Origin of the sequence: Lysobacter changpingensis, assembly GCF_017308985.1 — a bacterium.
Classification (GTDB): Bacteria; Pseudomonadota; Gammaproteobacteria; order Xanthomonadales; family Xanthomonadaceae; genus Lysobacter_J; species Lysobacter_J changpingensis.
The window spans coordinates 913,067-934,463 of the sequence record NZ_JADWPE010000002.1 but is presented as its reverse complement, the minus strand read 5'-3'; the positions used below and the strand labels follow the sequence as shown (position 1 = coordinate 934,463).

Genomic DNA, 21,397 nt, shown 5'->3' with positions numbered 1-21,397 from the left:
GGCGGGCCGTGGTGTATATGAAGCGCAGCGGTACGGCGCCCACCAAAGGTGATCATGAACAGCACTTCCGAAACGTTGTCGGTCACCGAGAAGATCGGCTACAGCCTCGGCGACCTCGCCGCGAACCTGATCTTCCAGACGCTGGTGACGTTCCTGGCGTTCTTCTACACCGACGTGTACCGCATTCCCGCGGCCACGGCGGCCACCATCATCTTCATCGGCGGCATCCTCGGCGCGTTCGTCTTCACGCCGGTCGTGGGCATCGCCGCCGACCGCACCAATACGCGCTGGGGCAAGTTCCGGCCGTGGATCCTGTGGACGGCGATTCCGTTCGGCGTGTTCTCGCTGCTGGCCTTCAGCACGCCCGACCTCGCGCCCGGTGCGAAGGTCGCCTACGCGATGGGCACCTACACGCTGCTGGTGATGATCTACGCGGCCAACAACCTGCCGTACTCGGCGCTCAGCGGCGTGCTCACCGGCAACATGGCGCAGCGCAACAGCCTGTCGGCGTACCGCTTCGTCGCGGTGATGATCGCGCAGTTCATCATCCAGGCGTTGCTGCTGCCGCTGGTGCTGATCCTCGGCGACGGCGACAAGGTGCGCGGCTTCCACAACACGATGATGCTGTTCGCGATCGTCGGCACGGTGTTCTTCCTGATCACCTTCTTCACGACGACCGAGCGCATCGTCCCCGCGCCGGAGCAGAAATCCAGCGTGAAGCAGGACCTGTCCGACCTCGCGCGCAACCGCCCATGGGTGGTGATGCTGATGCTCACCATCCTGGTGTTCATGACGCTCGCGCTGAAGGGCGGCATGTACGTGTACTACTTCAAGTACTACCTGAGCGAGCCGCACCTGGCCGGCTTCCTCGACGAGGTCGGCTTCAACGGCTTCATCGCGGGACTCAACTCGGTGCTCACCGGCATGGGCCTGACCGAGTTCCAGTGGCCGAAGGACGCGCCGACGTCCGCGCTGAGCCTGTTCAACGCCGGCGGCATCATCTTCATGATCTGCGGCATCGGCTTCTCGAAGAAGCTCGCCGACCGCTTCGGCAAGCGCGACGTGTTCGGCGGCGCGCTATTGGTGTCGACGCTGTTCATGCTGGCGTTCCTGCTGTTCCCGCCGCAGGCGACGTGGATCGTGTTCGTCTCGCAGATCCTGCACGGCTTCTTCTACGGCATCACCATCCCGCTGCTGTGGGCGATGATCGCCGACGTCGCGGACTACTCCGAATGGAAGAACCATCGCCGCGCCACCGCGATCATCTTCTCGGCGATGCTGTGCGGACTGAAGATCGGCCTGAGCTTCGGCGGCGCGCTGGTCGCCGGCATCCTCGCGTTCTACGGCTACGACGCCGATGCGGCGGCGCAGTCGGCGCAGACCGTCGACGGCATCCGCCTGGCGGTGAGCCTGTACGCGTCGCTGCCGTTCCTGGTGTGCGTGGTGCTGCTGTTCCTGTACGAGATCAACAAGCCGATGGAATCGCGCATCGAGCAGGAGCTCAACGCGCGACGACTGAACGCCGCCTCGGCCTGATCGACACCGGAGATTCCCCCATGACCGACCTTTCGCAGAACCAGGACCTGGGCGCCATCGCCGCCAGGGCGATCTCGCAGCCGCTGGTCACGCACATCTACACCGCCGATCCGTCGGCGCACGTGTTCGAGGGCAAGCTGTACATCTATCCCTCGCACGACATCGACGCGGGCATTCCGTTCGACGACGAGGGCTCGCACTTCGGCATGGAGGACTACCACGTCCTGCGCATGGATTCGCCCGACGGCGAAGCCATCGACTGCGGCGTCGCGCTGCACGTGCGCGACGTGAAGTGGGCGCAGCGGCAGATGTGGGCGCCGGATGCGGCGACGAAGGACGGCAAGTACTACCTGTACTTCCCGGCCAAGCGCAGCGACGGCGTGTTCCAGATCGGCGTGGCGGTCGGCGATCGTCCCGAAGGCCCGTTCGTGCCGCAGCCCGAAGCCATCCAGGGCAGTTACTCGATCGATCCGGCGGTGTTCACCGACGAGGACGGCGAGAGTTACATGTACTTCGGCGGCCTGTGGGGCGGGCAGCTGCAGAAGTACCGCGACAACGTGCGCAGTGACGCGCACGCCGAACCCGCCGACGACGAGCCCGCGCTCGGCCCGAAGGTCGCGCGCCTGCGCGGCGACATGCTGGAGTTCGCCGAGGCGCCGCGCGAGGTGGTGATCCTCGACGGGAACGGCCAGCCGCTGAAGGCCGGCGATCACGACCGCCGTTTCTTCGAGGCGTCGTGGGTGCACAGGTTCGGCGGGAAGTATTACTTCTCGTATTCCACCGGCAACACGCATTACCTGTGCTACGCGACCGGTGACAGCCCGTACGGGCCGTTCACGTACCAGGGCCGCATCCTCACGCCGGTGGTGGGCTGGACCACGCACCATTCCATCGTCGAGTTCGATGGGCAGTGGTTCCTCTTCTATCACGACTCGATCCTGTCGGGCGGCGTCACGCACCTGCGTTCGATCAAGGTCGCGCCGCTGCATCACGACGCCGACGGCCGCATCCGCACCATCGATCCCTATGGCGCGTGACGCCGCGACCGCGCGGCTCGAACCGGGCCCGCTGCTGACGCTGACGAACGGCGCGATGTCGGTCGAGGTCGCGCCGCAGGCGGGCGGACGCATCGCGCAGGTCCGCGTGGAGGGTATCGAACAGCTGGCCGGTTTCAGCGACGACAACGCGTCGATGCTGGCGTGGGGTTCGTACCCGATGGTGCCGTGGGCTGGACGCGTGCGGCGCGGCGCGTTCGATTTCGAAGGCGCGTCGTTCCGGCTTCCGGTCAACCTGGGCGCGCACGCGATCCACGGCGTCGGTTTCGCCCTGCCGTGGCGCGTGGATTCGCAGTCGGCGCACCGCGTCGAACTCTCGCTCGCGATGCCGACGGACGAGCGTTGGCCGTTCGGCGGGATCGCACGGCAACGCATCGAGGTCGAAGAGCGCGGCATGCGCATGACGCTGTCTGCGACCGCGGGCGCGCGCGCGATGCCGGCGGAACTGGGCTGGCATCCGTGGTTCCTCAAACCTGAACGCGTCGAGTTCGCGCCCAGCGCCTGGTATCCGCGCGACGGGGCCGGCATGGCGACGCGCCCGCTCGCGCCGCCGCCTCCGGGGCCCTGGGACGATTGTTTCCTGAACGATGCGCCGGTCGTCCTGCATCGAGGCGGCCAGCGCGTCACGCTGACGTCGGACTGCGCGCACTGGGTCGTCTACGACATGCCCGAGCGCACGACCTGCGTCGAACCGCAGAGCGGGCCGCCGGACGCGTTCAATCTGGAGCCGCGCAGGCTGGCCCCGGGCGAGACGCTGGAGCGGTGGTTTCGCCTGGTCTGGTGAGTGCTTCCGTCAGGCCCACCCGACTCCCTCCCCTGCGTGCAGGGGAGGGAAGACGTGCACAGCGCCGCAGCCTGAACGAAGGCGATTGAAAGCGAAGCAAGGGCACCAGCCGCATCATCGCATCGCACGTCCCGCCCCTCACCCCAACTCCTTCTCCCGGAGGGAGAGCGGCTCGAGAACAGGAATGCGACACCCATCAACCTGTCGGCATTCCGCGCCTCAACCTGTCGGCATTCCGCGCCTCAACCTTCCCGACGCAGCGCCGTTATCCCCTTCGAAGTTTGGGGCGGCTCATGTTCATCATCATCGGTTTCATCGTCGTAATCGGCAGCGTTCTGGGTGGTTTCGTTCTGTCGCACGGCAAGCTGGGCGCCCTGTGGCAACCCTACGAGCTGCTGATCATCGGCGGCGCGGCCGTGGGCGCGTTCCTCGTGGCCAATCCGCTGAAGGTCGTGAAGGCCTGCGTGGGCGGCATTCCGCGCCTGCTCAAGGGCTCGCACTACAAGAAGGCCGACTACGTCGACATCCTCGCCATGCTCTACGACGTGCTCATGAAGGCGCGCCGCGAGGGCATGATGGCGATCGAGCGCGACGTGGACGAACCGGCGTCCAGCGAGCTGTTCCAGAAATACCCGAAGCTGCTCGCCGACACGCGCCTGATGGAATTCACCACCGACTGCCTGCGCCTGATGGTCAGCGGCAATTTCGAGGCGCACGAACTCGAGCAGGTGCTCGACATCGAACTCGAAACCCACAGCAAGGAGGCCGCCGAGCCCGCGCACGCGCTGCAGGTGCTGGCCGACTCGCTGCCGGGCTTCGGCATCGTCGCGGCGGTGCTGGGCATCGTGATCACGATGGCGTCCATCGGCGGCGAAGCCGCGGAAATCGGCCATCACGTGGCCGCCGCGCTGGTCGGCACCTTCCTCGGCATCCTGCTGGGCTACGGCTTCGTCGGCCCGCTCGCGGCGGCGATGCACCACCACGCGCAGGAAGAAGCCAAGGCGTTCGAGATCATCAAGATGGCGCTGGTGTCGAGCCTGCGCGGCTACGCGCCGAGTGTGGCGGTGGAGTTCGCGCGCAAGCTGCTGTTCTCCGACATGCGGCCGGCGTTCGCCGACCTCGACGCGCACCTGCGCGGAAAGCGCTGACATGGCCGCCAATCGCGAACGGCCGGTGATCATCCTGCGGCCGGTCAAGCGCGTGGCCGCGGGGCACCACGGCGGCGCGTGGAAGGTCGCGTACGCGGACTTCGTGACCGCGATGATGGCGTTCTTCCTGGTGATGTGGATCGTCGGCATCACCGACAAGCAGCAGCGCGCCGCGATTTCGGAATACTTCAAGAATCCCAGCGCCGTCGTCGGCCAGTCGCTCAAGCCCGCGCCCGGCGCGAACGGTCCGGGCGGCGCGGCCGACCGGCTGATTCCGACCACCAGCGCGGTCGCCGTCGCCGGCGGCCACGGGGCGGAATTCGGTGCGCGCGAGCCGATGAAGATCTCGCCGAAACAGGCGAAGGACCTCGCGCGCGAGGAAGAACGCCGGCGCCTGGAAGAACTGAAGCGCACGCTGGAAGCGGCGGTCGAACGCAGCCAGGCGCTGGCGCCGTTCAAGGACCAGCTGCTGATCGACCTCACGCCGGAAGGCCTGCGCATCCAGATCGTCGATCGCCTCAACCGCCCGATGTTCGACACCGCGAGCGCGCGGCTGAAGGACTACGCGCACACCCTCCTGGGCGAGATGGGCGGGCTGCTCAACGACGGCCACCATCGCATCGCGCTCGGCGGCCACACCGACGAGGTGCCGTACCACTCGGGCGGCGCCTACGGAAACTGGGAACTGTCGGCCGAGCGCGCGAACGCCGCGCGTCGCGCGCTGGTGCAGGGCGGGCTGGACGAGGGCCGCATCTCGCGCGTGGTCGGCCTGGCGGCGTCGGTGCCGTTCGATCGCAACGATCCGTTCGCGCCGGTGAACCGCCGCATCAGCATCGTGGTGCTGAACCCGGAAGCGGGCAACGTGCCGCCCGCGGACAGCCTGCCGGGCACCGCGCCGGGCCATGGCGCGCCGGCGCCGGGTGCGATGCCGGAGGTCGGGCCGACGCGCGTCGCGAAGACGGCCGGCGAAGCGGAACGCGGGAACGGCTAGCGCGGACGTCGCGGGCGGAACCGCGGCGTCGAGGCCGGCTCACGGGCACGTGACGGCCGGGGACTATGATCGGCCGGCGCGCGCCGCGCGGACGTCCGACTTCCTCCACGGAGAACTCCCATGAGCGAGCATGTCTACAAGCACCTCGAGCTGACCGGCTCGTCGAAGACCAGCACCGACGACGCCATCCGCCGCGCGATCGAACGCGCTTCGCAGACGGTGCGCAACATCAAGTGGTTCTGCGTGCAGGACGTGCGCGGGCACGTCGAGGACGGCCAGGTGGCGCACTGGCAGGTGACGATCAAGGTGGGGTTTACGTTGGAGGAGTGAGGGAGTGGTGGTTGAGGGGCTGTCGTCTTCCACCTTCAACTTCTCGTCCCGGCGAAGGCCGGGATCCGGGCGGATGGCCTTTCCGTCATCGGCAATGTCATCCAGCGAAAGCTGGAATGCATCCTGGTTTTCGCGGGATCGGAAAGAGCAAACGCGCGGCGCTGTGATGCGCCGGCGGTTCGACGTGCCTACTTCGTTGCCCCTTACCCCAACCCCTCTCCCGGAGGGAGAGGGGCTCAAACAACTCAATGCGCGCCGGCCACCGCCGGCTGCTGCGCCGCATAGCGATTCTGCGAAACCGCCGGCGCGCTTTCGCGCGGCGCCTGCGAATCGGACAAATCCGCGACCTTGTATCCCGCCGTCTGCATCGTATGCAGCAGCGGATTGTCGAACGGCCGGTCGATGGTCTTGCGCAGGTTGTACAGGTGGCTGCGCAGCGTGTCCGAGTCGGGCGATTCGCCCTTCCAGATCTCGCGCTCGATCTCCTGCCGCGACACCACGCGCGGCGATTCGCGCATCAGGATGCTCAGCAGCTGGAAACCCGTCGGCGACAGATGCAGTTCCAGGCCGGCGCGGTGCACCGTCATCGCTTCCGGATCGAGCACCAGGTCGGCCACGCGCAGCACGCCGCCGCCCATCGCCTTGCGGCCGCGACGGATCAGCACGGCGACGCGCGCTTCCAGCTCCTGGATCGCGAATGGCTTGGTCAGGTAATCGTCCGCACCGGCTTCAAGGCCCGTGACCTTGTCGTCGAGCGTGTCGCGCGCGGTGAGCATCAGGATCGGCGTGGAGCGGCGCTGCTCGGCGCGGATGCGCCGGCACACGTCCAGCCCATCCAGGCGCGGCAGCGAGCGGTCCAGGATGATCGCGTCGTAGGTGTTCTCCGCGGTGAGTCGCAGCGCGTCGGCGCCGTCGCGGGCGAAGTCGACCTCGTAGCCGCGCGCTTCGAGGAACTCGCCGACCATCTCCGCGATCGCCATGTGGTCCTCGACGATGAGGATCAGTCCGCCGGCCGCTTTCATGGTGTCTCCTTCACTAACGTGGGAATTCGATCAGTGAAGGCTGCGAATCCCGTCGTGAAAGCAACGTGAGCGCAAACCCCTGCATACACGCAACCGCGACGCGACGCACGGTTCACCGCGTGCTGATCGACGCGCCGATACAGTGGCGTTCATGCATCGGAGCCGGCTCGGGCAGATCGTCATCGACTGCAACGGCGACCTGGAGCGCGCCGCGGCGTTCTGGTCGGCGGCGCTCGGCCATCGCGCCACGCCGCTTCCCGATCCGCAGGACGCGCATTACCGCCAGCTCGATACGGCGCCGGAACAGCCGAACATCCTGCTGCAACGCGTGGATCATGCCAGCCGCGTTCATCTGGACGTCGAGACCACCGACGTCGAAGCCGAAGTGCGGCGGCTGGAGGCGCTCGGCGCGCGGCGCGTCGCGCAGGTGCGCACGTGGTGGGTGATGGAGGCGCCGACCGGCCACCGCTTCTGCGTGCTGCGCCCACAACGCCCGGGCCTCGCCGAACACGGCCACGCGTGGGGCGATTGAGCGCGTCGATGGGCGCGGCGCGCGAGCTGGTCGAACCACGCCCCGAAGGGCTGTATTGCGCGGCCGGCGATTTCCACATCGATCCGTGGCTGCCGGTACCGCGCGCGGTGATCACCCACGGCCACGGCGACCACGCGCGCGAAGGCATGGGCGAATACCACTGCACGCCGGGCACGGTGCCGATCCTGCGCTGGCGCCTGGGCGAGCCGCGCATCGTCGGGCACGCGCACGGCGAGACGTTCGACATGGGCGGTGCGCGCGTGTCGCTGCATCCGGCCGGACACGTGCTGGGCTCGGCACAGGTGCGCATCGAAGCCGGCGGCGAGGTCTGGGTGGCGTCGGGCGATTACAAGCGCCAGCCGGATCCCACCTGCGCGCCGTTCGAGGTCGTGCCCTGCGACGTGTTCATCACCGAGGCCACGTTCGCGCTGCCGGTGTATCGCTGGCCCGGCACGCGCGAGGTCGTGGCCGAAATCGCCCAATGGCGTCGCACGTGCCAGGCGCGCGGCGATGCGGCGATCCTGTTCTGCTACGCGCTCGGCAAGGCGCAGCGCATCCTCGCGGAACTGGCCGCGTTCGACGAGCCACCGCCGCTGTTGCACGGCGCGATCGCCGCGGGCGTGGAGGTATATCGCGCGGCGGGCGTGGCGATGGCGGCGACGGAACTGGTATCCGATCAGCCCGCGCGCGGCGATCACGCGGGGCGTCTCGTGCTCGCGCCGCCGTCGGCCGCGGGCAGTCCGTGGCTGCGGCGGTTCCGTCGCGCGCAGCAGGGGTTCGCGTCGGGCTGGATGCGCATTCGCGGCAATCGCCGGCGGCGCAATTTCGATCGCGGTTTCGTGATGTCCGATCACGCCGACTGGCCCGACCTGCTGCGCACCATCGAACAGACCGGCGCGCGGCGCGTGCTCGCCACCCACGGCAGCACCGACGCGCTTGTGCGCACGCTGCGCGAACGCGGCGTCGACGCGCACGCGCTGCGCACCGGATTCGGCGAGGATGCATGAAGCGCTTCGCCGCCCTGTATCGCGAGCTGGACCAGAGCACCGCGACCGGCGACAAGCGCGCGGCGCTGATCGCGTACTTCCGCGACGCGCCGCCGCTCGACGCGGCGTGGGCGTTGTGGCTGCTCGCGGGCGGCAAGCTCTCGCGCATCGCCAACACGCGCGAGTTGCACGAGTGGATCGTCGAGGAAAGCGGCCTGCCCGCCTGGCTGGTGGAGGAAAGCCACGGCCACGTCGGCGATCTCGCCGAGACATTGGCGCTGCTGCTCGACGATCCGGTCGCGCCGCCGCCGGAGCGTTCGCTCGCGCAGTGGATCGAAGGACGCCTGCTTCCGGTCGCGAACCAGGCGCCGGAGCTGCGCCGCGCCGCCGTCGTCGAAGGCTGGCGCACGCTGCCGACCGACCAGCGCCTGCTGTTCAACAAGCTGCTCACCGGCGCGCTGCGCGTCGGCGTCTCGCAGCGCCTCGTGCAGCAGGCGCTGGCGGAACTGTCGGGGCTCGACATCGCGCTGATCGCGCAACGCATGCTCGGCGCATGGACGCCGACGCCGCGGTTCCTCGGCGACCTGCTCTCGCCCGGCGTGCTCGAAACCGATCGCCGCCAGCCGTATCCGTTCTTCCTCGCCTCGCCGCTGGAAAGCGCGCCGGACGCGCTCGGACCCATCGACGACTGGCTGCTGGAATGGAAGTGGGACGGCATCCGCCTTCAGCTGATCCGCCGTTCCGGCGAGATCGCCTTGTGGTCGCGCGGCGAGGAGCGGCTGGATGGTCGCTTTCCCGAAGTCGAAGCCGCCGCGACGCGACTGGCGGAGGACGCGGTGATCGACGGCGAACTGCTCGGCTGGCGCGAAGGCGACCGGCCGCTGCCGTTCACCGCGTTGCAGACGCGCATCCAGCGCCGCAAGCCCGGCGCGAGAACGCTGGGCGACACGCCCGCGCGCGTGCTCGCCTACGACCTGCTCGAACTGCGCGGCGAGGACCTGCGCGAACGTCCGCTGCACGAGCGTCGCGCGTTGCTGGAGCAACTGCTTGCGAACTTCGAAAGCCGCGTGATCGTCGTGTCGCCGCGCGTGATCGCGCGCGACTGGAACGAAGCGGCGGCCCTTCGTGAAAGCGCGCGCGAACGCGGCGTCGAAGGGCTGATGCTCAAGCGGCTGGAGTCGCCGTATCGCACCGGGCGGCGGCGGGGCGACTGGTGGAAGTGGAAGGTCGATCCGCTCACCGTGGATGCGGTGCTGCTGTACGCGCAGCCGGGGTCGGGCCGGCGCAGCACGCTGTTCACCGACTACACGTTCGGCCTGTGGGACGGCGACGCGCTGGTGCCGGTGGCGAAGGCGTATTCGGGCCTGAGCGACGAGGAGATCCTGACGCTGGACCGCTGGATCCGCGCGAACACGATCGAACGCTTCGGCCCGGTGCGTGCGGTGACGCCGCAGCATGTGTTCGAGCTGGGCTTCGAAGCGGTGAATCGCAGCACGCGGCACAAGTCGGGGATTGCCGTGCGGTTCCCGCGCATCCTGCGCTGGCGGCACGACAAGCCGGCGCCGGAAGCGGATCGGCTGGAGACGCTGCGCGCGCTCGGCGATGGCGGGACGTGAGGGTGCCTCGCGCCTCACTCGCGAGCCTTGAATGGCATTCAAGAAAGCCTTCCAGAAACGTCGCTTTTTCGCGCGCCGTCGGCGACGCACGATGGACGCACGTCAAGACAGGGAGTCCCGCCATGAACCTCTTCACCGGTCTGCTGTTCCATCACGGCCACATCCACGACGTGGATCTGGCGATGTCGCTCGCAGGCGTCGACACCGCGCCGACGCCGGAGGAAGCGCGCAGGCGTGCACGCGAGGCGCGCCTGGAACGCCGCCGCCGTCGCGCCACCTTCCACAGCCACGCGGTGTCGTCGGTGTGCGGCACGACGGCGTTGTCGCCGTTCCGCTGAGCTTCGCCCCCCGAGGCGGGCGCCTTCGGTCGCACCGGGCCGCGCACGACCGCTCACGCGGAAACGACACGGCCACGGTGACCCTGCAGGTCCAGGCGATGAGGACCTGCCATGCCGCGATCCCGAATGCCGTTCGTGTCCGCGCTCGTGCTGCTGGTCGCGCTCGCCGCGCCCGTGCGCGCGCAGGAGCAGGTCAACGTCCCGGTCGAGGCGCTCGACCTGCAGCGCTACAGCGGCCTCTGGCACGAGATCGCGCATCTGCCGATGTTCTTCCAGCGCCAGTGCGTGGGCGACATCACCGCGACCTACACGCCCAACGCCGATGGCACCGTCGGCGTGCGCAACGCGTGCCGCACGAAGGACGGCACGACCGACGTTTCCGACGGCATCGCGCGCCCGGTCGAAGGCAGGCCCGGCGCGCTGGAAGTGCGCTTCGCGCCCGACTGGCTCGCGTGGCTGCCGATGACCTGGGCGGATTACTGGGTGATCGACCTGGATCCGCAGTATCAGTGGGCCGTCGTCGGCGGGCCGGATCGCGAGCACCTGTGGATCCTCTCCCGCCAGCCCGAGATGAACCGCGCGCTGTTCCAGCGTCTGAAGGCGAACGCGGCGATGAAGGGCTACAACCTGCGCGAGCTCAAGGTGATGGCGCCGCTTCGCTGAACGGGCGGATCGCGACGCCCCCGGCGACGCGAACGGCCTAGAATGCGCGCCCCGGTCCCGAGTGATTCCATGTCCCGCAATTCCAAGGCCAAACGCGACGCCCGCAAGAAGAAGGAGCCGGGCCGGCCGATCCGCCGCCTCGGCGCGGCGTTGCAGCCGCATGCGCAGCTGCTCGATGCCGACGACGCGGCGATCGGCGGCGTGGGCTGGCGCGATGGCGAATGGCTGCTGGTGCTCGGCGGCCAGGTCGCCGCGCGCAGCGACAGCGCCGCGATGGCGCTGGCGATGCTGCGCCACGTCGTCGCCGTGCAGGAGCGCGCCGGGCGCGAACTGCGCCTGGAGGCTTCGCCGCCGCTGCTCAACGCCGCGGCACGCGAGGCGGCGGCGGTGGGGCTGACGCTGGAGGAGCACCTCGCGGCGCTGGAGCAGGAGCGGATGGAGCGCGATCCGGTGGTGCCTTCGGCGGCACCGTCGTTGCCGCATTGAGTGCGGCGGATGGCCTGAAGCTCTTCTCCTTCCCCTGCTTGCAGGGGGAGGTTGGGAGGGGTGTGACGCGGGATGGCGCCGAGCTGGTGCGCGGTCCCAGCTTTTCGATTCTGTTTCTTCCGTTGCGGCGCTGAAGCTCGCCGCTGTCGCGGCTTCGCACCCTCCCCAACCGCGCGGCCGCCGGGCATGGCCCGATGGCGTTCGTCGGCATGCGCGCAAGCGTCCCTCCCCGCCCCTTCAAGCAGGGGCAGCAACAGCGCGCAGGCCCGGCTCGTCGGCCCTTTCACACGCGCTTAGCACACATCCCCAAGGATGAACTGCGCCCGCGCATGCGCCATCCTGTCGCCACCGCGGCGCATCGGCCGCCTGTCATCGGAGTCGGCATGGAACTGGGCATGATCGGATTGGGCCGCATGGGCGCGAACATGGCACAGCGGCTCGTGCGCAACGGGCATCGCGTGGTGGGCTTCGATCCCGGCGCGCAGGCGCGCGATCGCGCCGCGCAGGGCGGCATCGAGCCGGTGGACTCGCTCGCGTCCCTGCTCGACCGCCTCCCCGCGCCGCGCGTGGTGTGGATGATGGTGCCGGCCGGCGATCCGGTGGACCGCACCATCGCCGACCTGCTGCCGCAGCTGTCGCGCGGCGACACCCTCGTCGATGGCGGAAATTCGTTCTACAAGGACACGATGCGCCGCGCGCGCATGCTCGCCGAACACGGCATCGCCTACGTCGATTGCGGCACCAGCGGTGGCGTGTGGGGATTGAGCGAAGGCTACAGCCTGATGATCGGCGGAGAGGACGGGCCAGTGGAGCGGCTGCGGCCGGTGTTCGAAGCGCTTGCGCCGGCGACGGATCGCGGCTGGGGCCACGTCGGCCCGAGCGGCGCCGGCCACTTCACCAAGATGGTCCACAACGGCATCGAATACGGAATGATGCAGGCCTACGCCGAAGGCTTCGCGATCCTGCACAAGCGTGCGGACTTCGCGCTGGACCTCGCGCAGATCGCGCAGATCTGGCGCCACGGCAGCGTGGTGCGTTCGTGGCTGCTCGATCTCAGCGCGAACGCGCTGGAGGAGAATCCGACGCTGGCCGGCATCGCGCCCTACGTTTCCGATTCCGGCGAAGGCCGCTGGACGGTGGCCGAAGCCATCGAGCTGGACGTTTCCGCGCCGGTGATCACGCTCTCGCTGCTGGAGCGGCTGCGTTCGCGCGAGGACGATTCGTTCGCCGACAAGCTCCTCGCGGCGATGCGCGCGCAGTTCGGCGGGCATGCGATCAAGCGGAAATGAACGCCGCCGGTCGGCGGAATGCGTGATGCAGCGCGACATCGGTCTAGTCTTGTCGCCGCGTTACGGCTACCGCCAGGGAGATCGACATGACGACCGCCACGATGACCTCGCGTCCGATCAGCTACTGGCTGATCGCCATCTTCGCGCTGCTTTGGAACCTGCTCGGCGTCGGAGCGTTCCTCATGCAGCTGCTCGCCACGCCGGAGCAGCTCGCGATGATGCCGCCGGAACAGCGCCAGCTGCACGACGCGACGCCGGCATGGTTGCAGGTGCCGTACGCGCTGGCCGTGTTCGGCGGCGTGCTCGGCGCGATCGGGCTGCTGGCGAAGAAGCGCTGGGCGACCGGCTTCTTCCTGCTCTCGCTGGTCGCACTGGTGGTGCAGGTGCTGGGCACCTTCATCGCGACGCCGGCATGGACCGTGCTCGGGCCGGCGGCGCTGACGATGCCGGTCGTGCTGCTGGCGATCGCGCTGTTCCTGCTGTGGTATTCGCGCCGTGCGGCGGCGCGCGGCTGGCTGGGCTGATCCGGCAACGCGGTCGGACGGGCGACGCGTGATAACGCCGGGTGCGGGCCTGCCTATACTCGCCGCGTTCCCATCGAGCCGCTCCCGACCGATGCATCGATTCGCGCTTGCCCTGCTGATCGCCGCGCTCGCCGGCTGCGCAACGACGCCACCGCCCGAGCGGAACCCGCTCGCGGCGTGGCGTCCTTCGCCCAACCACGATCCGCGCGGCGCGGTGATGATCGTGCTGCACCAGACGGAGATGGAGAGCGCGGAAGCGGCGCTGCTCACGCTGCAGACGCGCAATTCCGGCGGCCGCGTGAGCGCGCATTACCTCATCGGCGACGACGGCGCGCTGTACCAGCTCGTCGCCGAAGGCAAGCGCGCATGGCATGCGGGCGCCTCGCGCTGGGGTGGTGTGAGCGACCTGAATTCGACGTCGATCGGCATCGAGCTGGACAACGACGGCGTGGAGCCTTTCAGCCAGGCGCAGGTCGCCGCGCTGATCCGCCTGCTCGACGACATCACCTCGCGGCTCGACATTCCCCGGCACCTGGTGATCGGGCACGGCGACATCGCGCCGACGCGCAAGCGCGATCCCGGCGTGCTGTTCCCGTGGAAGCAGCTGGCCGATGCCGGCCATGGCTTGTGGCCGCGTGCGCAGCTCGTGCCCGCACCGGCCGGCTTCGATGCGTGGGCGGCGCTGCGCCTGGTCGGCTACGACCTGCGCGATCCCGACGCGGCGCTGCGCGCGTTCCATCGCCATTACCGCGGCAACGAGGAAGCCCAGTGGTTGCCGGGCGATGCGGAGATCCTGTTCGACCTGCAACGGCAGTTGATGGCGATGCCGGAGCCAGCATCGACGCCTGCGCCGTGACAAGCCCCGGGTGCGCTTCGCTTACCCGGGCCACAAAAGCCACGCCGCTGTTGTAGCCCGGGTAAGGCCGGAGGCCGCACCCGGGACGCATCACCGTCTGCGAAACCGATACACCACCGCGCCGATCAGCAACGCGATCGCCGCCGCGATCAGGTTCTCCACCTGCGCGCTCGCCAGCAGTGCGAGGCTCAACGCGATCGCCGCGACCGGAATCAGCGCGCCGCCGGGCAGGCGCAGCGCATCGGCGCGATCACCGTGCCGATGGCGCAGCACCAGCACCGATCCGGCGGTGCCCAGGTACGTGCACAGCCGCGACACCACCGACAGCAGCGCCAGCTGCACGAACGAACCCGACAGCGCGAGCATGAGCGACACCACGCCGATCAGCACGATCGCCACGGTCGGCGTGCGGAAACGCGGATGGATCGCGCCGAGCCAGCGCGGCCCGTAGCCGTCCTGCGACAGCGCGAGCAGGTAGCGCGGCGCCATCAGCACGGTGTTGCTGCTGGTGCCCAGGATCGACACGCTCGCGCCAACCGTCATCAGCAGCGCGAGCCATTCGCCGGAGAAACGCGAGGCCGCCTGCGCGAGCGGCGTCGTCGAATGCGCGAGGCCGGGCAGGGTGCCGAGCGCGACCCATTGCACGCTCACGTACACGAGCGTGACGGTGGCGATCATCGTCAGCAACGCGAACGGCACGTCGCGACGCGGATTGCGGTATTCGCCGGCCGCGGCGGGCAGGTTCTCGAAGCCGGCGTAGGCGAACAGCAGCAACAGCGCCGCCTCGGCGAGCGGGCGCGCGGTCAGCGGCGCATCCATCGGCGCGGCGAGCGCGGCGTCGACGTGGAACGCGCCGATCGCGACGAACAACGCCAGCGGCACCAGTTTGCCGATCGCCAGCAGCACGCCCGCGTTCGCCGCCGCGCGCACGCCGGCCACGTTGATCGCCACCAGCAAGCCGAGGGAACCGGTGACGATCGACACGCGCGCCCAGCCCGCGTCGGCCGCGGGCCAGAAATGCGTGACCGCTTCGGCGAGCCCGTTCGCCAGCGCCGCCGCCGTCGCCACGCGCGTGAGCAGCAGCATCCAGCCGACTTCGAAACCGATGAACGGACCGAACGCCTCGCGTGCGTACAGATAACCGCCTCCCGGCGCATCGAAGTAACTCGCCGCTTGCGCGTAGCACAGCACCAGCAGGCTCACCGCGAAACCGGCGAGCAGCACGGCCCACAGGCTCGCCGGCCCGAGCAGCGCCGCGGCGGCGGCCGGCAGCAGGTAGATGCCGCTGCCGATCACGTCGTTGATCGACAGTCCCACGATCTGCCATCGGCTGACCGCGCGCAGCGTGCCGGGTGAAGCGTCGGGCTGGTCCAAGGGCGTGGTCCATGGTCGGCCAGCGCCGAGAGTAATACGGGGAATGAGCGGAGAGGAACGAGGAACCCGTGGAGAGGAACGAGAAACCAGTCGATGCGGCAAACGAAAAACGAGCGGGTTTCCCCACTCGTTTCCCGTTCCTCACTCCTGGTCGCCGGGCGTATCAGAAGTCGTAACGCACCTGGATCTGCGCCAGGTCCAGATCGGTGTCCTCGACCTCGAAGCGGCTGTACTCGCCGCGCAGCGCGACGTTGTCGGTGAAGCGGTACTGCACGCCCAGGCCGTAGGTCGGGTCGGTGCCGTTGTCGTCGGTGTTACCGACGATGGACGGAATCGAACGGTCCAGGTCCCAGCGCTGGAAACCGGCCTTCGCGTAGGCGGAGAAGCGGTCGGTGATCGGTACCGTGCCGACGGCGGTCAGGTAGACCGAGCTGGCTTCCAGCGGCGTGCCGGTGCCGCGCGGCTCGAGCTTGCCGAAGTCGGCATAGCCGGCTTCCAGGCCGAAATAGCGGTTGAACTGGTAGCCGCCGAAGACCGAGTACGCGGTGTCCTCGTCGTCGTAGGCGCCTTCGTCGACATACGACTGGCCCACGCCCGCACCGGCGTAGAACCCCTTGTCCGCGGCCTGCGCGCCGAAGGCGGCGGCGCTGGCGACCACGGCGACCAGGGCGGTGGAGAGCAGCTTGTTCTTGTAGGTGTTGTGCTTCTTCATTGCGAATCGACTCCTGCATGCGCGCCGCGAAGTGGGGGAGGGAGCGGCGCTTTTCGTGCGACGGGTCCTGGCGGAATGCCTGGGCGGCCATCGCTGCACGAAGGAGATGGGCGTTGCATCCGGGGAACAAAGGCCGGACTTCGGGGAAACACTGTCCCGCGACTGGAACTTTCGACGCGATCTTTGCCGGATATGGCGGCAAGGTCATGCGCGCGGTCGTCCGGGGCCGCGATGCTCGCGATGCCGCGTCCATGCGACGCCGAACGCGGACGCGATCACATTCCCAGCCACGGGCAAGCAGAAAAGCCGCAGGGGCGGGTTAAGCGCACGTGCACGCGCGGCCCGCGATCACGCGCAGGTTCATGCGTGGCGGCGCACAGTGCGCTCGCGATGATTCGCCGTCCTGTTCCCGGCGGCATCGCGAGCCCCGGAAGAGGGCGGAACCTCGGGTGTGTGGCGCGAAAGGCGGCTTCGGCCGCCTTTCGCTTGCGTGCATGGACAATACGCCCCGGGGGCAGCGCCACGACTGCACGATCGGACATGCGACAATGGCGCACGATGAACAGTCCCGCTCCCCTGGATCTCGCGCATCTTCGTCGCAGCTGTTCGCAGTGCTCGCTGCAGCAGCTCTGCCTGCCGGCGGGCATCAGCGGGCCTGAACTCGATCGCCTGGACGACATCGTCCGCCGTCGCCGCACCATCAATCGCGGCGAACGGCTGTTCCGCATCGGCGATACCCTTTCCTCGGTCTACGTCGCCCGTGACGGCGCGTTCAAGACCGTCACGCTGAGCGAGGACGGCGACGAACAGGTGCTCGGTTTCCATCTGCCCGGCGAACTGATCGGGCTGGACGCGCTGGGCGGCGGCTCGCATCGCTGCGAGGCGGTCGCGCTGGGCGATGCGAACGTGTGCGAAGTCCCGTTCGACCAGCTCACCGACGTCGCCGCGCAGTTGCCGGGCCTGCAGCAGCAGCTGCTGCGCGTCATCGGGCACAGCCTCAATCGCGACCACGACCACATGGGCATGCTGGTGCGCAGGCAGGCGAACGAGCGCATCGCGCTGTTCCTGCACGGACTGGGCGAGCGCTTCCGTCAGATCGGCCAGTCGCCGACGCAGTTCAAGCTGCCGATGAGCCGCGAGGACGTCGCGCGTTACCTCGGCCTCGCGCTGGAAACGGTGAGCCGCGGCTTCACGCGCCTGCAGGAGGATGGCGTGATCGACGTGCACGGCCGCCGCGTGGAGGTCCTCGACATGGACGAACTCAAGCGCCTGGCGCACGGCATCGAGGAAGAAACCCCGCGCGCGCGCCGCACGCGCAACGCGTCGTAGGCGGCGGGGTTTCCGACCTCACGCCGTCGGCGCGACGCAGCCCAGCGCGGACAGTACCGCGTGCAGTTGCGGGACCTGCATCAGCCACGGTGCCGACAGCGTCAGCAATCCCGCCACCATCACCAGCGCCGCGCCGGCATTGCGCCAGCGCGTCTGCAGCCAGCGCCCAAGGCGCGCGCCGCTCCAGGTCAGCGGCAGCATCACCGGCAGCGTGCCGAGGCCGAAGGCGAGCATCGTCAGCGCGCCGTTGATCGCGCTCGCCTGCAGCCACGCCGCGGCGAGCAGCGTGGTGCTCAGCCCGCACGGCAGCCAGCCCCAGAGCACCGCCAGGCCGATGCGCCTGGCGCGCGAATCCGCCGGCAGCAGCCGCTGCTGCAGCGGACGCAGCCACGCCCACATGCGCGCGCCGGGACCGCCGAGCGCCGACAGCCGTCCGGTTCGATCGAACAGGCGCAGCGCGACGACGACGAGCACCAGCCCGACCAGCATGCGCAGCGCGGTCGCGAGCCCGTCCATGCGCGCGACGCCGACGATGCCGTGGCCGAGGCCGCCGGCGATCGCGCCCGCGATGACGTAGCCACCCACACGCGCGAGATTCGCTTCCAGCGCCGGTGCGATCGAGCGCTTGCCCGTGACGGAAAACCCCGTCGCGATGCCGCCGCACATCGCCGCGCAGTGCGCGCCGCCGAGCAGTCCGCTGAGCGATGCGGCGCCGAGCGTGAGCCAGTCAACCGCCATCGCGCACCTCATCGCGCGCGTCGCCGGGCTGCACGGGCTGCGGGTCGTCGCGCAGGATGTCGATGGCCGGGGTGTCCAGGTCGTCGAACTGGCCACGACGCACCGCCCACACGAAGGAAGCGATCGCGATGCCCAGCAGTACCAGGCTGATCGGGACGAGCAGCAGCAGGATGTTCATGCGGTCCTCCGCGAAGTGCGTTCGCGCCGGCCCAGCCGCAGCGCGTTGAGGGTGACCAGCAGCGAGGAACCGGCCATGCCGAGCGCGGCGATCCACGGCGTGACATGGCCGGTCGCGGCGAGCGGGATCGCCAGCACGTTGTAGCCCAGCGCCCAGGCGAGGTTCTGCCGCACGATGCGCTGCGTGCGCCGTGCCAGCACGATCGCCTGCGGCACGCGCAGCAGCGACGGACTGGTCACGACGAAGTCCGCCGCGCGTTGCGCGAGCGCGGCGCCCTCGGCCATCGCCAGCGACACGTCGGCGCCGGCGAGCACGGGCGCGTCGTTCAGACCGTCGCCGACCATTGCGACGATCTCGCCGCGCGCCTGCGCCTGGCGCACGCGTTCGAGCTTCTGCTCGGGCGACTGCCGCGCATGGAACGCGTCGATGCCGACCTGCCGCGCGAAGCCCGCCACGGGATCGCCCGCGTCGCCGCTGCACAGTTCGACCGCGACGCCCGCTTTTCGCAGCGCGGCCACGGCTTCGCGCGCGCCTTCCCGCATCGTTTCGCGCACGGTGATGCGCGCGAACCCGCGAGCGCCGTCGCCGAGCCACAGCGCGCCGTCGTCCGCGCGCGCGGCGGCGAAATCGGCGCGGCCAAGCCGCCACCGCGTGCCGTCCACGTCGCCTTCGATGCCGCAACCGGCCACCGCGTGCACGCCGTGCGCGACGCGATCGGAGTCGACGTGCGCGAACGCCTGCGCGAGCGGATGCGCACTGCCGCGTTCGAGCGCCGCGACGATCGACAATGCCGTCGCTGCGTCGATGCGCCCGAACGTCGCGACGCGATCCAGTTCCGGCCGGCCGTTGCTGAGCGTGCCGGTCTTGTCGAGCACGACGCGATCGACCCGGGCGAGCGTCGACAGCGCGTCCTCACGCACGCCCAGCACGCCGATCCGCGCGAGCGCGCCGTGCGCGGTGGTCAGCGCGGTCGGGATCGCCAGCGACAGTGCGCACGGGCAGCTCACCACCAGCAGGGCGAGCGTGATTTCCAGTGCGCGCGCGGGATCGTGCACGTGCCACCACGCGAACGTGCCCGCCGCGCACACCAGCAGCGCGACGACGAAGCCGCCGGCCACGCGTTCGGCCGCGCGCGCCAGCTGCGGGCGCGTGGACTGCGCCTGTTCGACCAGGCGGGTGAGCTGCGACAGTCGCGTGTCGCTGCCGGTGCGCACCACCCGCAGGCGCGCCGACCGCTCGCGGCAGATGCTGCCCGCCAGCGCGGGTTCGCCGGCGTCGCGGCGCACCGGGGTGGATTCGCCGGTGATCAGCGCTTCGTCGAACGATGCGGCGCCGTCGAGCAGCACGCCGTCGGCGGGTACCGCTTCGCCGGCGGCGACGCGCAGGACGTCGCCGACGGCGATGTCGCCCAGCGGAATCTGTTCGGCGCCGCCGTCGGCCTTCTCGCGCACGGCGAGCGCGGGGCGCGCACGCGCGAGCGCGTCGACCTGCGCGCTGGCGATGCCGCGCGCGCGCTGTTCGAACGTGCGCGCCACCAGCAACAGCAGCACGAACATCACCGCCGCGTCGTACCAGACGTGGGTGCCGCCGCGCAGGGTTTCCACGAGGCTTGCGATGTAGGCGAGCAGCGTGGAGCCGGCGATCAGCGTGTCCATGCCGAGGCGGCGGCCGCGCAGTTCGTGCCACATGCCTTCCAGGAACGGCCATCCCGAATAGAACACCACCGGCGTGGACACCAGGAAGGTGATCCAGCGGAAGAAATCGCGCGTGGCGACCGGCATCTGCTGCGTGGTGTCCAGGTACAGCGCCTCGGCGAACATCATCGCCTGGATCGCGCCAAGGCCCGCCACGCCCAGGCGCATCAGCCAGCGGCGGCGCTCGCGACGCTGCGCCTGTTCGCGTGCTTCGCCGGTCGCAAGCCACGGGCGATAGCCGAGCGCGGACAGGCGCTGCATCAGCGTGGACAGCGCGACGCGCTGCGGATCCCACGACACCACGATGCGGCCGGTGACGGCATTCGCGCCGGCGTCGAGCACGCCCGGCTGGCGGCGCAGGGCGCGATCGATCAGCCACGCGCACGCGGCGCAGCGCATCGCGTCGGTGAGCACGGTGATCTCGCGTCCGCCGGGCACGATGCGGCTGTGTTCGGCGAGCACGACGTCGCGATCCCAGGCGCCGAAGTCGGCGGCGTCGGCCTGAACGCGGCCGGCGGGCGAGGTGCGCAGCGCGTAGTAATCGCCGAGCGCGGCTTCGCGGATCCACGAGGATGCCGCCGCGCAGCCGTTGCAGCAGAACGCGCGGTCGCCGTCGCGGATCGCATCGGGCGCGAGCGCCTCGCCGCAGTGGTGGCAGAGGCCGAGCCCGGCGGCGTGCGTTTCACGCAGTGGCAGCGCCGCGTCCATCGTCATTCGTCGCGCAGCGCCGGACCAAGATGCGCCGCGCCCTGTCCGGCGATCAGCCGGCCGCGCAGACGCCATCGTGTGTCGGCAGGCGCGAGTTGCAGCAGCCAGTCGTGATCGAGCGGCAGCGCGAGGTCGGCGTGCCAGCCCAGTTCGCTCGGGCGAAGTTCGACGCTGCGGTCCAGGGTCGCGTCGCTCGGATGCGAGAGCACCAGCGTCAGCGGCACGTCGCGCGGCACCTCGCCGCTGGAGAACGCGCCGCCGACCGGCAGCAGTTCGAGGCCCTTCGCATCGACATGCATCACGGCGGAGAGCTTCATCGACTGCGCGCGTTCGTCCGGCCCGAGTTCGGTCGTCTGGATCTGCGCGGTGCGCTGCACGGTGTCGATCACCGCGTCGCCGCCGCCGCTGCGCACCGAGATCACCACCAGGCCGACGCCGGCCACGATCGACAGCACCGGCAGGCCGATCACCAGCCACATCACGGGATTGCGGGTTTTTGCGGCCATGC

Annotated in this window: 23 protein-coding genes; 16 read left to right on the top strand and 7 right to left on the bottom strand. The window is 69.7% G+C overall.

What is annotated here, in order from left to right:
• Positions 1–54 precede the first annotated feature (54 nt).
• The 6 genes from I4U41_RS06030 (at position 55) to I4U41_RS06005 (ending at position 5,844) form a co-directional block, all read left to right on the top strand.
• A complete protein-coding gene (locus tag I4U41_RS06030; protein ID WP_206860181.1) occupies positions 55–1,536 on the top strand; it encodes an MFS transporter in 1,482 nt (493 codons plus the stop codon).
• A gap of 20 nt (positions 1,537–1,556) precedes the next feature.
• Positions 1,557–2,573 carry a glycoside hydrolase family 43 protein gene (locus tag I4U41_RS06025; RefSeq protein ID WP_206860180.1) on the top strand — a complete coding sequence of 339 codons (1,017 nt, stop codon included), beginning with the start codon at positions 1,557–1,559 and terminating at the stop codon, positions 2,571–2,573.
• Positions 2,563–3,375 (top strand): aldose 1-epimerase, encoded by an 813-nt coding sequence (locus I4U41_RS06020; RefSeq protein WP_206860179.1) that lies wholly within the window; start codon positions 2,563–2,565, stop codon positions 3,373–3,375. Before I4U41_RS06025 ends, I4U41_RS06020 begins: the two co-directional genes overlap by 11 nt.
• Before the next feature lie 293 nt (positions 3,376–3,668).
• Entirely contained in the window at positions 3,669–4,523 is an 855-nt protein-coding gene (gene motA, locus I4U41_RS06015; RefSeq protein ID WP_206860178.1) for a flagellar motor stator protein MotA, read from the top strand.
• 1 nt (position 4,524) lies between these two features.
• The gene (gene motB, locus I4U41_RS06010; protein WP_206860177.1) at positions 4,525–5,514 is read left to right on the top strand and encodes a flagellar motor protein MotB; all 990 of its coding nucleotides are present in this window, start codon (positions 4,525–4,527) and stop codon (positions 5,512–5,514) included.
• Between the two features lie 120 nt (positions 5,515–5,634).
• Positions 5,635–5,844 (top strand): dodecin, encoded by a 210-nt coding sequence (locus tag I4U41_RS06005; protein WP_206860176.1) that lies wholly within the window; start codon positions 5,635–5,637, stop codon positions 5,842–5,844.
• Positions 5,845–6,089: 245 nt separating this feature from the next.
• Here I4U41_RS06005 and I4U41_RS06000 read toward each other — a convergent pair whose 3' ends face one another.
• Entirely contained in the window at positions 6,090–6,866 is a 777-nt protein-coding gene (locus I4U41_RS06000; RefSeq protein ID WP_206860175.1) for a response regulator transcription factor, read from the bottom strand.
• A 151-nt stretch (positions 6,867–7,017) separates the two neighbouring features.
• Here I4U41_RS06000 and I4U41_RS05995 point away from each other — a divergent pair, with 151 nt between their 5' ends.
• From I4U41_RS05995 to I4U41_RS05955, 9 genes are all read left to right on the top strand, one after another.
• Positions 7,018–7,398, top strand: coding sequence for a VOC family protein (locus I4U41_RS05995; protein WP_206860174.1), 381 nt, complete (start codon positions 7,018–7,020; stop codon positions 7,396–7,398).
• Between the two features lie 8 nt (positions 7,399–7,406).
• Positions 7,407–8,405, top strand: a complete 999-nt coding sequence (locus I4U41_RS05990) for a ligase-associated DNA damage response exonuclease (protein ID WP_206860428.1) — start codon at positions 7,407–7,409, stop codon at positions 8,403–8,405.
• Positions 8,402–10,000, top strand: coding sequence for an ATP-dependent DNA ligase (locus I4U41_RS05985; RefSeq protein WP_206860173.1), 1,599 nt, complete (start codon positions 8,402–8,404; stop codon positions 9,998–10,000). The genes I4U41_RS05990 and I4U41_RS05985 overlap by 4 nt, the downstream gene beginning before the upstream one ends.
• A gap of 122 nt (positions 10,001–10,122) precedes the next feature.
• Positions 10,123–10,338 (top strand): hypothetical protein, encoded by a 216-nt coding sequence (locus tag I4U41_RS05980; protein ID WP_206860442.1) that lies wholly within the window; start codon positions 10,123–10,125, stop codon positions 10,336–10,338.
• 111 nt (positions 10,339–10,449) lie between these two features.
• Positions 10,450–11,001 (top strand): lipocalin family protein, encoded by a 552-nt coding sequence (locus I4U41_RS05975; protein WP_242524999.1) that lies wholly within the window; start codon positions 10,450–10,452, stop codon positions 10,999–11,001.
• Between the two features lie 69 nt (positions 11,002–11,070).
• Positions 11,071–11,487 (top strand): hypothetical protein, encoded by a 417-nt coding sequence (locus I4U41_RS05970; RefSeq protein WP_206860172.1) that lies wholly within the window; start codon positions 11,071–11,073, stop codon positions 11,485–11,487.
• Between the two features lie 383 nt (positions 11,488–11,870).
• Positions 11,871–12,776 carry a phosphogluconate dehydrogenase (NAD(+)-dependent, decarboxylating) gene (gene gnd, locus I4U41_RS05965; RefSeq protein WP_206860171.1) on the top strand — a complete coding sequence of 302 codons (906 nt, stop codon included), beginning with the start codon at positions 11,871–11,873 and terminating at the stop codon, positions 12,774–12,776.
• An 86-nt stretch (positions 12,777–12,862) separates the two neighbouring features.
• Positions 12,863–13,300, top strand: a complete 438-nt coding sequence (locus I4U41_RS05960; RefSeq protein WP_206860170.1) for a hypothetical protein — start codon at positions 12,863–12,865, stop codon at positions 13,298–13,300.
• 91 nt (positions 13,301–13,391) lie between these two features.
• Complete coding sequence (locus I4U41_RS05955; protein ID WP_206860169.1) at positions 13,392–14,156, top strand: N-acetylmuramoyl-L-alanine amidase; 765 nt, start codon at positions 13,392–13,394, stop codon at positions 14,154–14,156.
• Between the two features lie 90 nt (positions 14,157–14,246).
• On the opposite strand, the gene I4U41_RS05950 is transcribed toward I4U41_RS05955, so the two are convergent.
• A complete protein-coding gene (locus tag I4U41_RS05950) occupies positions 14,247–15,530 on the bottom strand; it encodes an APC family permease (protein WP_206860168.1) in 1,284 nt (427 codons plus the stop codon).
• A 163-nt stretch (positions 15,531–15,693) separates the two neighbouring features.
• Positions 15,694–16,242, bottom strand: coding sequence for an outer membrane beta-barrel protein (locus tag I4U41_RS05945; RefSeq protein ID WP_206860167.1), 549 nt, complete (start codon positions 16,240–16,242; stop codon positions 15,694–15,696).
• Positions 16,243–16,782: 540 nt separating this feature from the next.
• Here I4U41_RS05945 and fnr point away from each other — a divergent pair.
• The gene (fnr, locus tag I4U41_RS05940) at positions 16,783–17,571 is read left to right on the top strand and encodes a fumarate/nitrate reduction transcriptional regulator Fnr (RefSeq protein ID WP_206860166.1); all 789 of its coding nucleotides are present in this window, start codon (positions 16,783–16,785) and stop codon (positions 17,569–17,571) included.
• A gap of 18 nt (positions 17,572–17,589) precedes the next feature.
• Here the strand turns inward: fnr and I4U41_RS05935 are convergent, their stop codons facing one another.
• From I4U41_RS05935 to I4U41_RS05920, 4 genes are read right to left on the bottom strand one after another with little or no spacing between them, the layout of a single operon-like run.
• Positions 17,590–18,309, bottom strand: coding sequence for a sulfite exporter TauE/SafE family protein (locus I4U41_RS05935; RefSeq protein ID WP_206860165.1), 720 nt, complete (start codon positions 18,307–18,309; stop codon positions 17,590–17,592).
• Positions 18,299–18,487 (bottom strand): cbb3-type cytochrome oxidase assembly protein CcoS, encoded by a 189-nt coding sequence (gene ccoS, locus I4U41_RS05930; protein WP_206860164.1) that lies wholly within the window; start codon positions 18,485–18,487, stop codon positions 18,299–18,301. Before ccoS ends, I4U41_RS05935 begins: the two co-directional genes overlap by 11 nt.
• Complete coding sequence (locus tag I4U41_RS05925) at positions 18,484–20,895, bottom strand: heavy metal translocating P-type ATPase (RefSeq protein WP_242524998.1); 2,412 nt, start codon at positions 20,893–20,895, stop codon at positions 18,484–18,486. Before I4U41_RS05925 ends, ccoS begins: the two co-directional genes overlap by 4 nt.
• The gene (locus I4U41_RS05920; RefSeq protein ID WP_242524997.1) at positions 20,892–21,395 is read right to left on the bottom strand and encodes a FixH family protein; all 504 of its coding nucleotides are present in this window, start codon (positions 21,393–21,395) and stop codon (positions 20,892–20,894) included. Before I4U41_RS05920 ends, I4U41_RS05925 begins: the two co-directional genes overlap by 4 nt.
• Positions 21,396–21,397 lie beyond the last annotated feature (2 nt).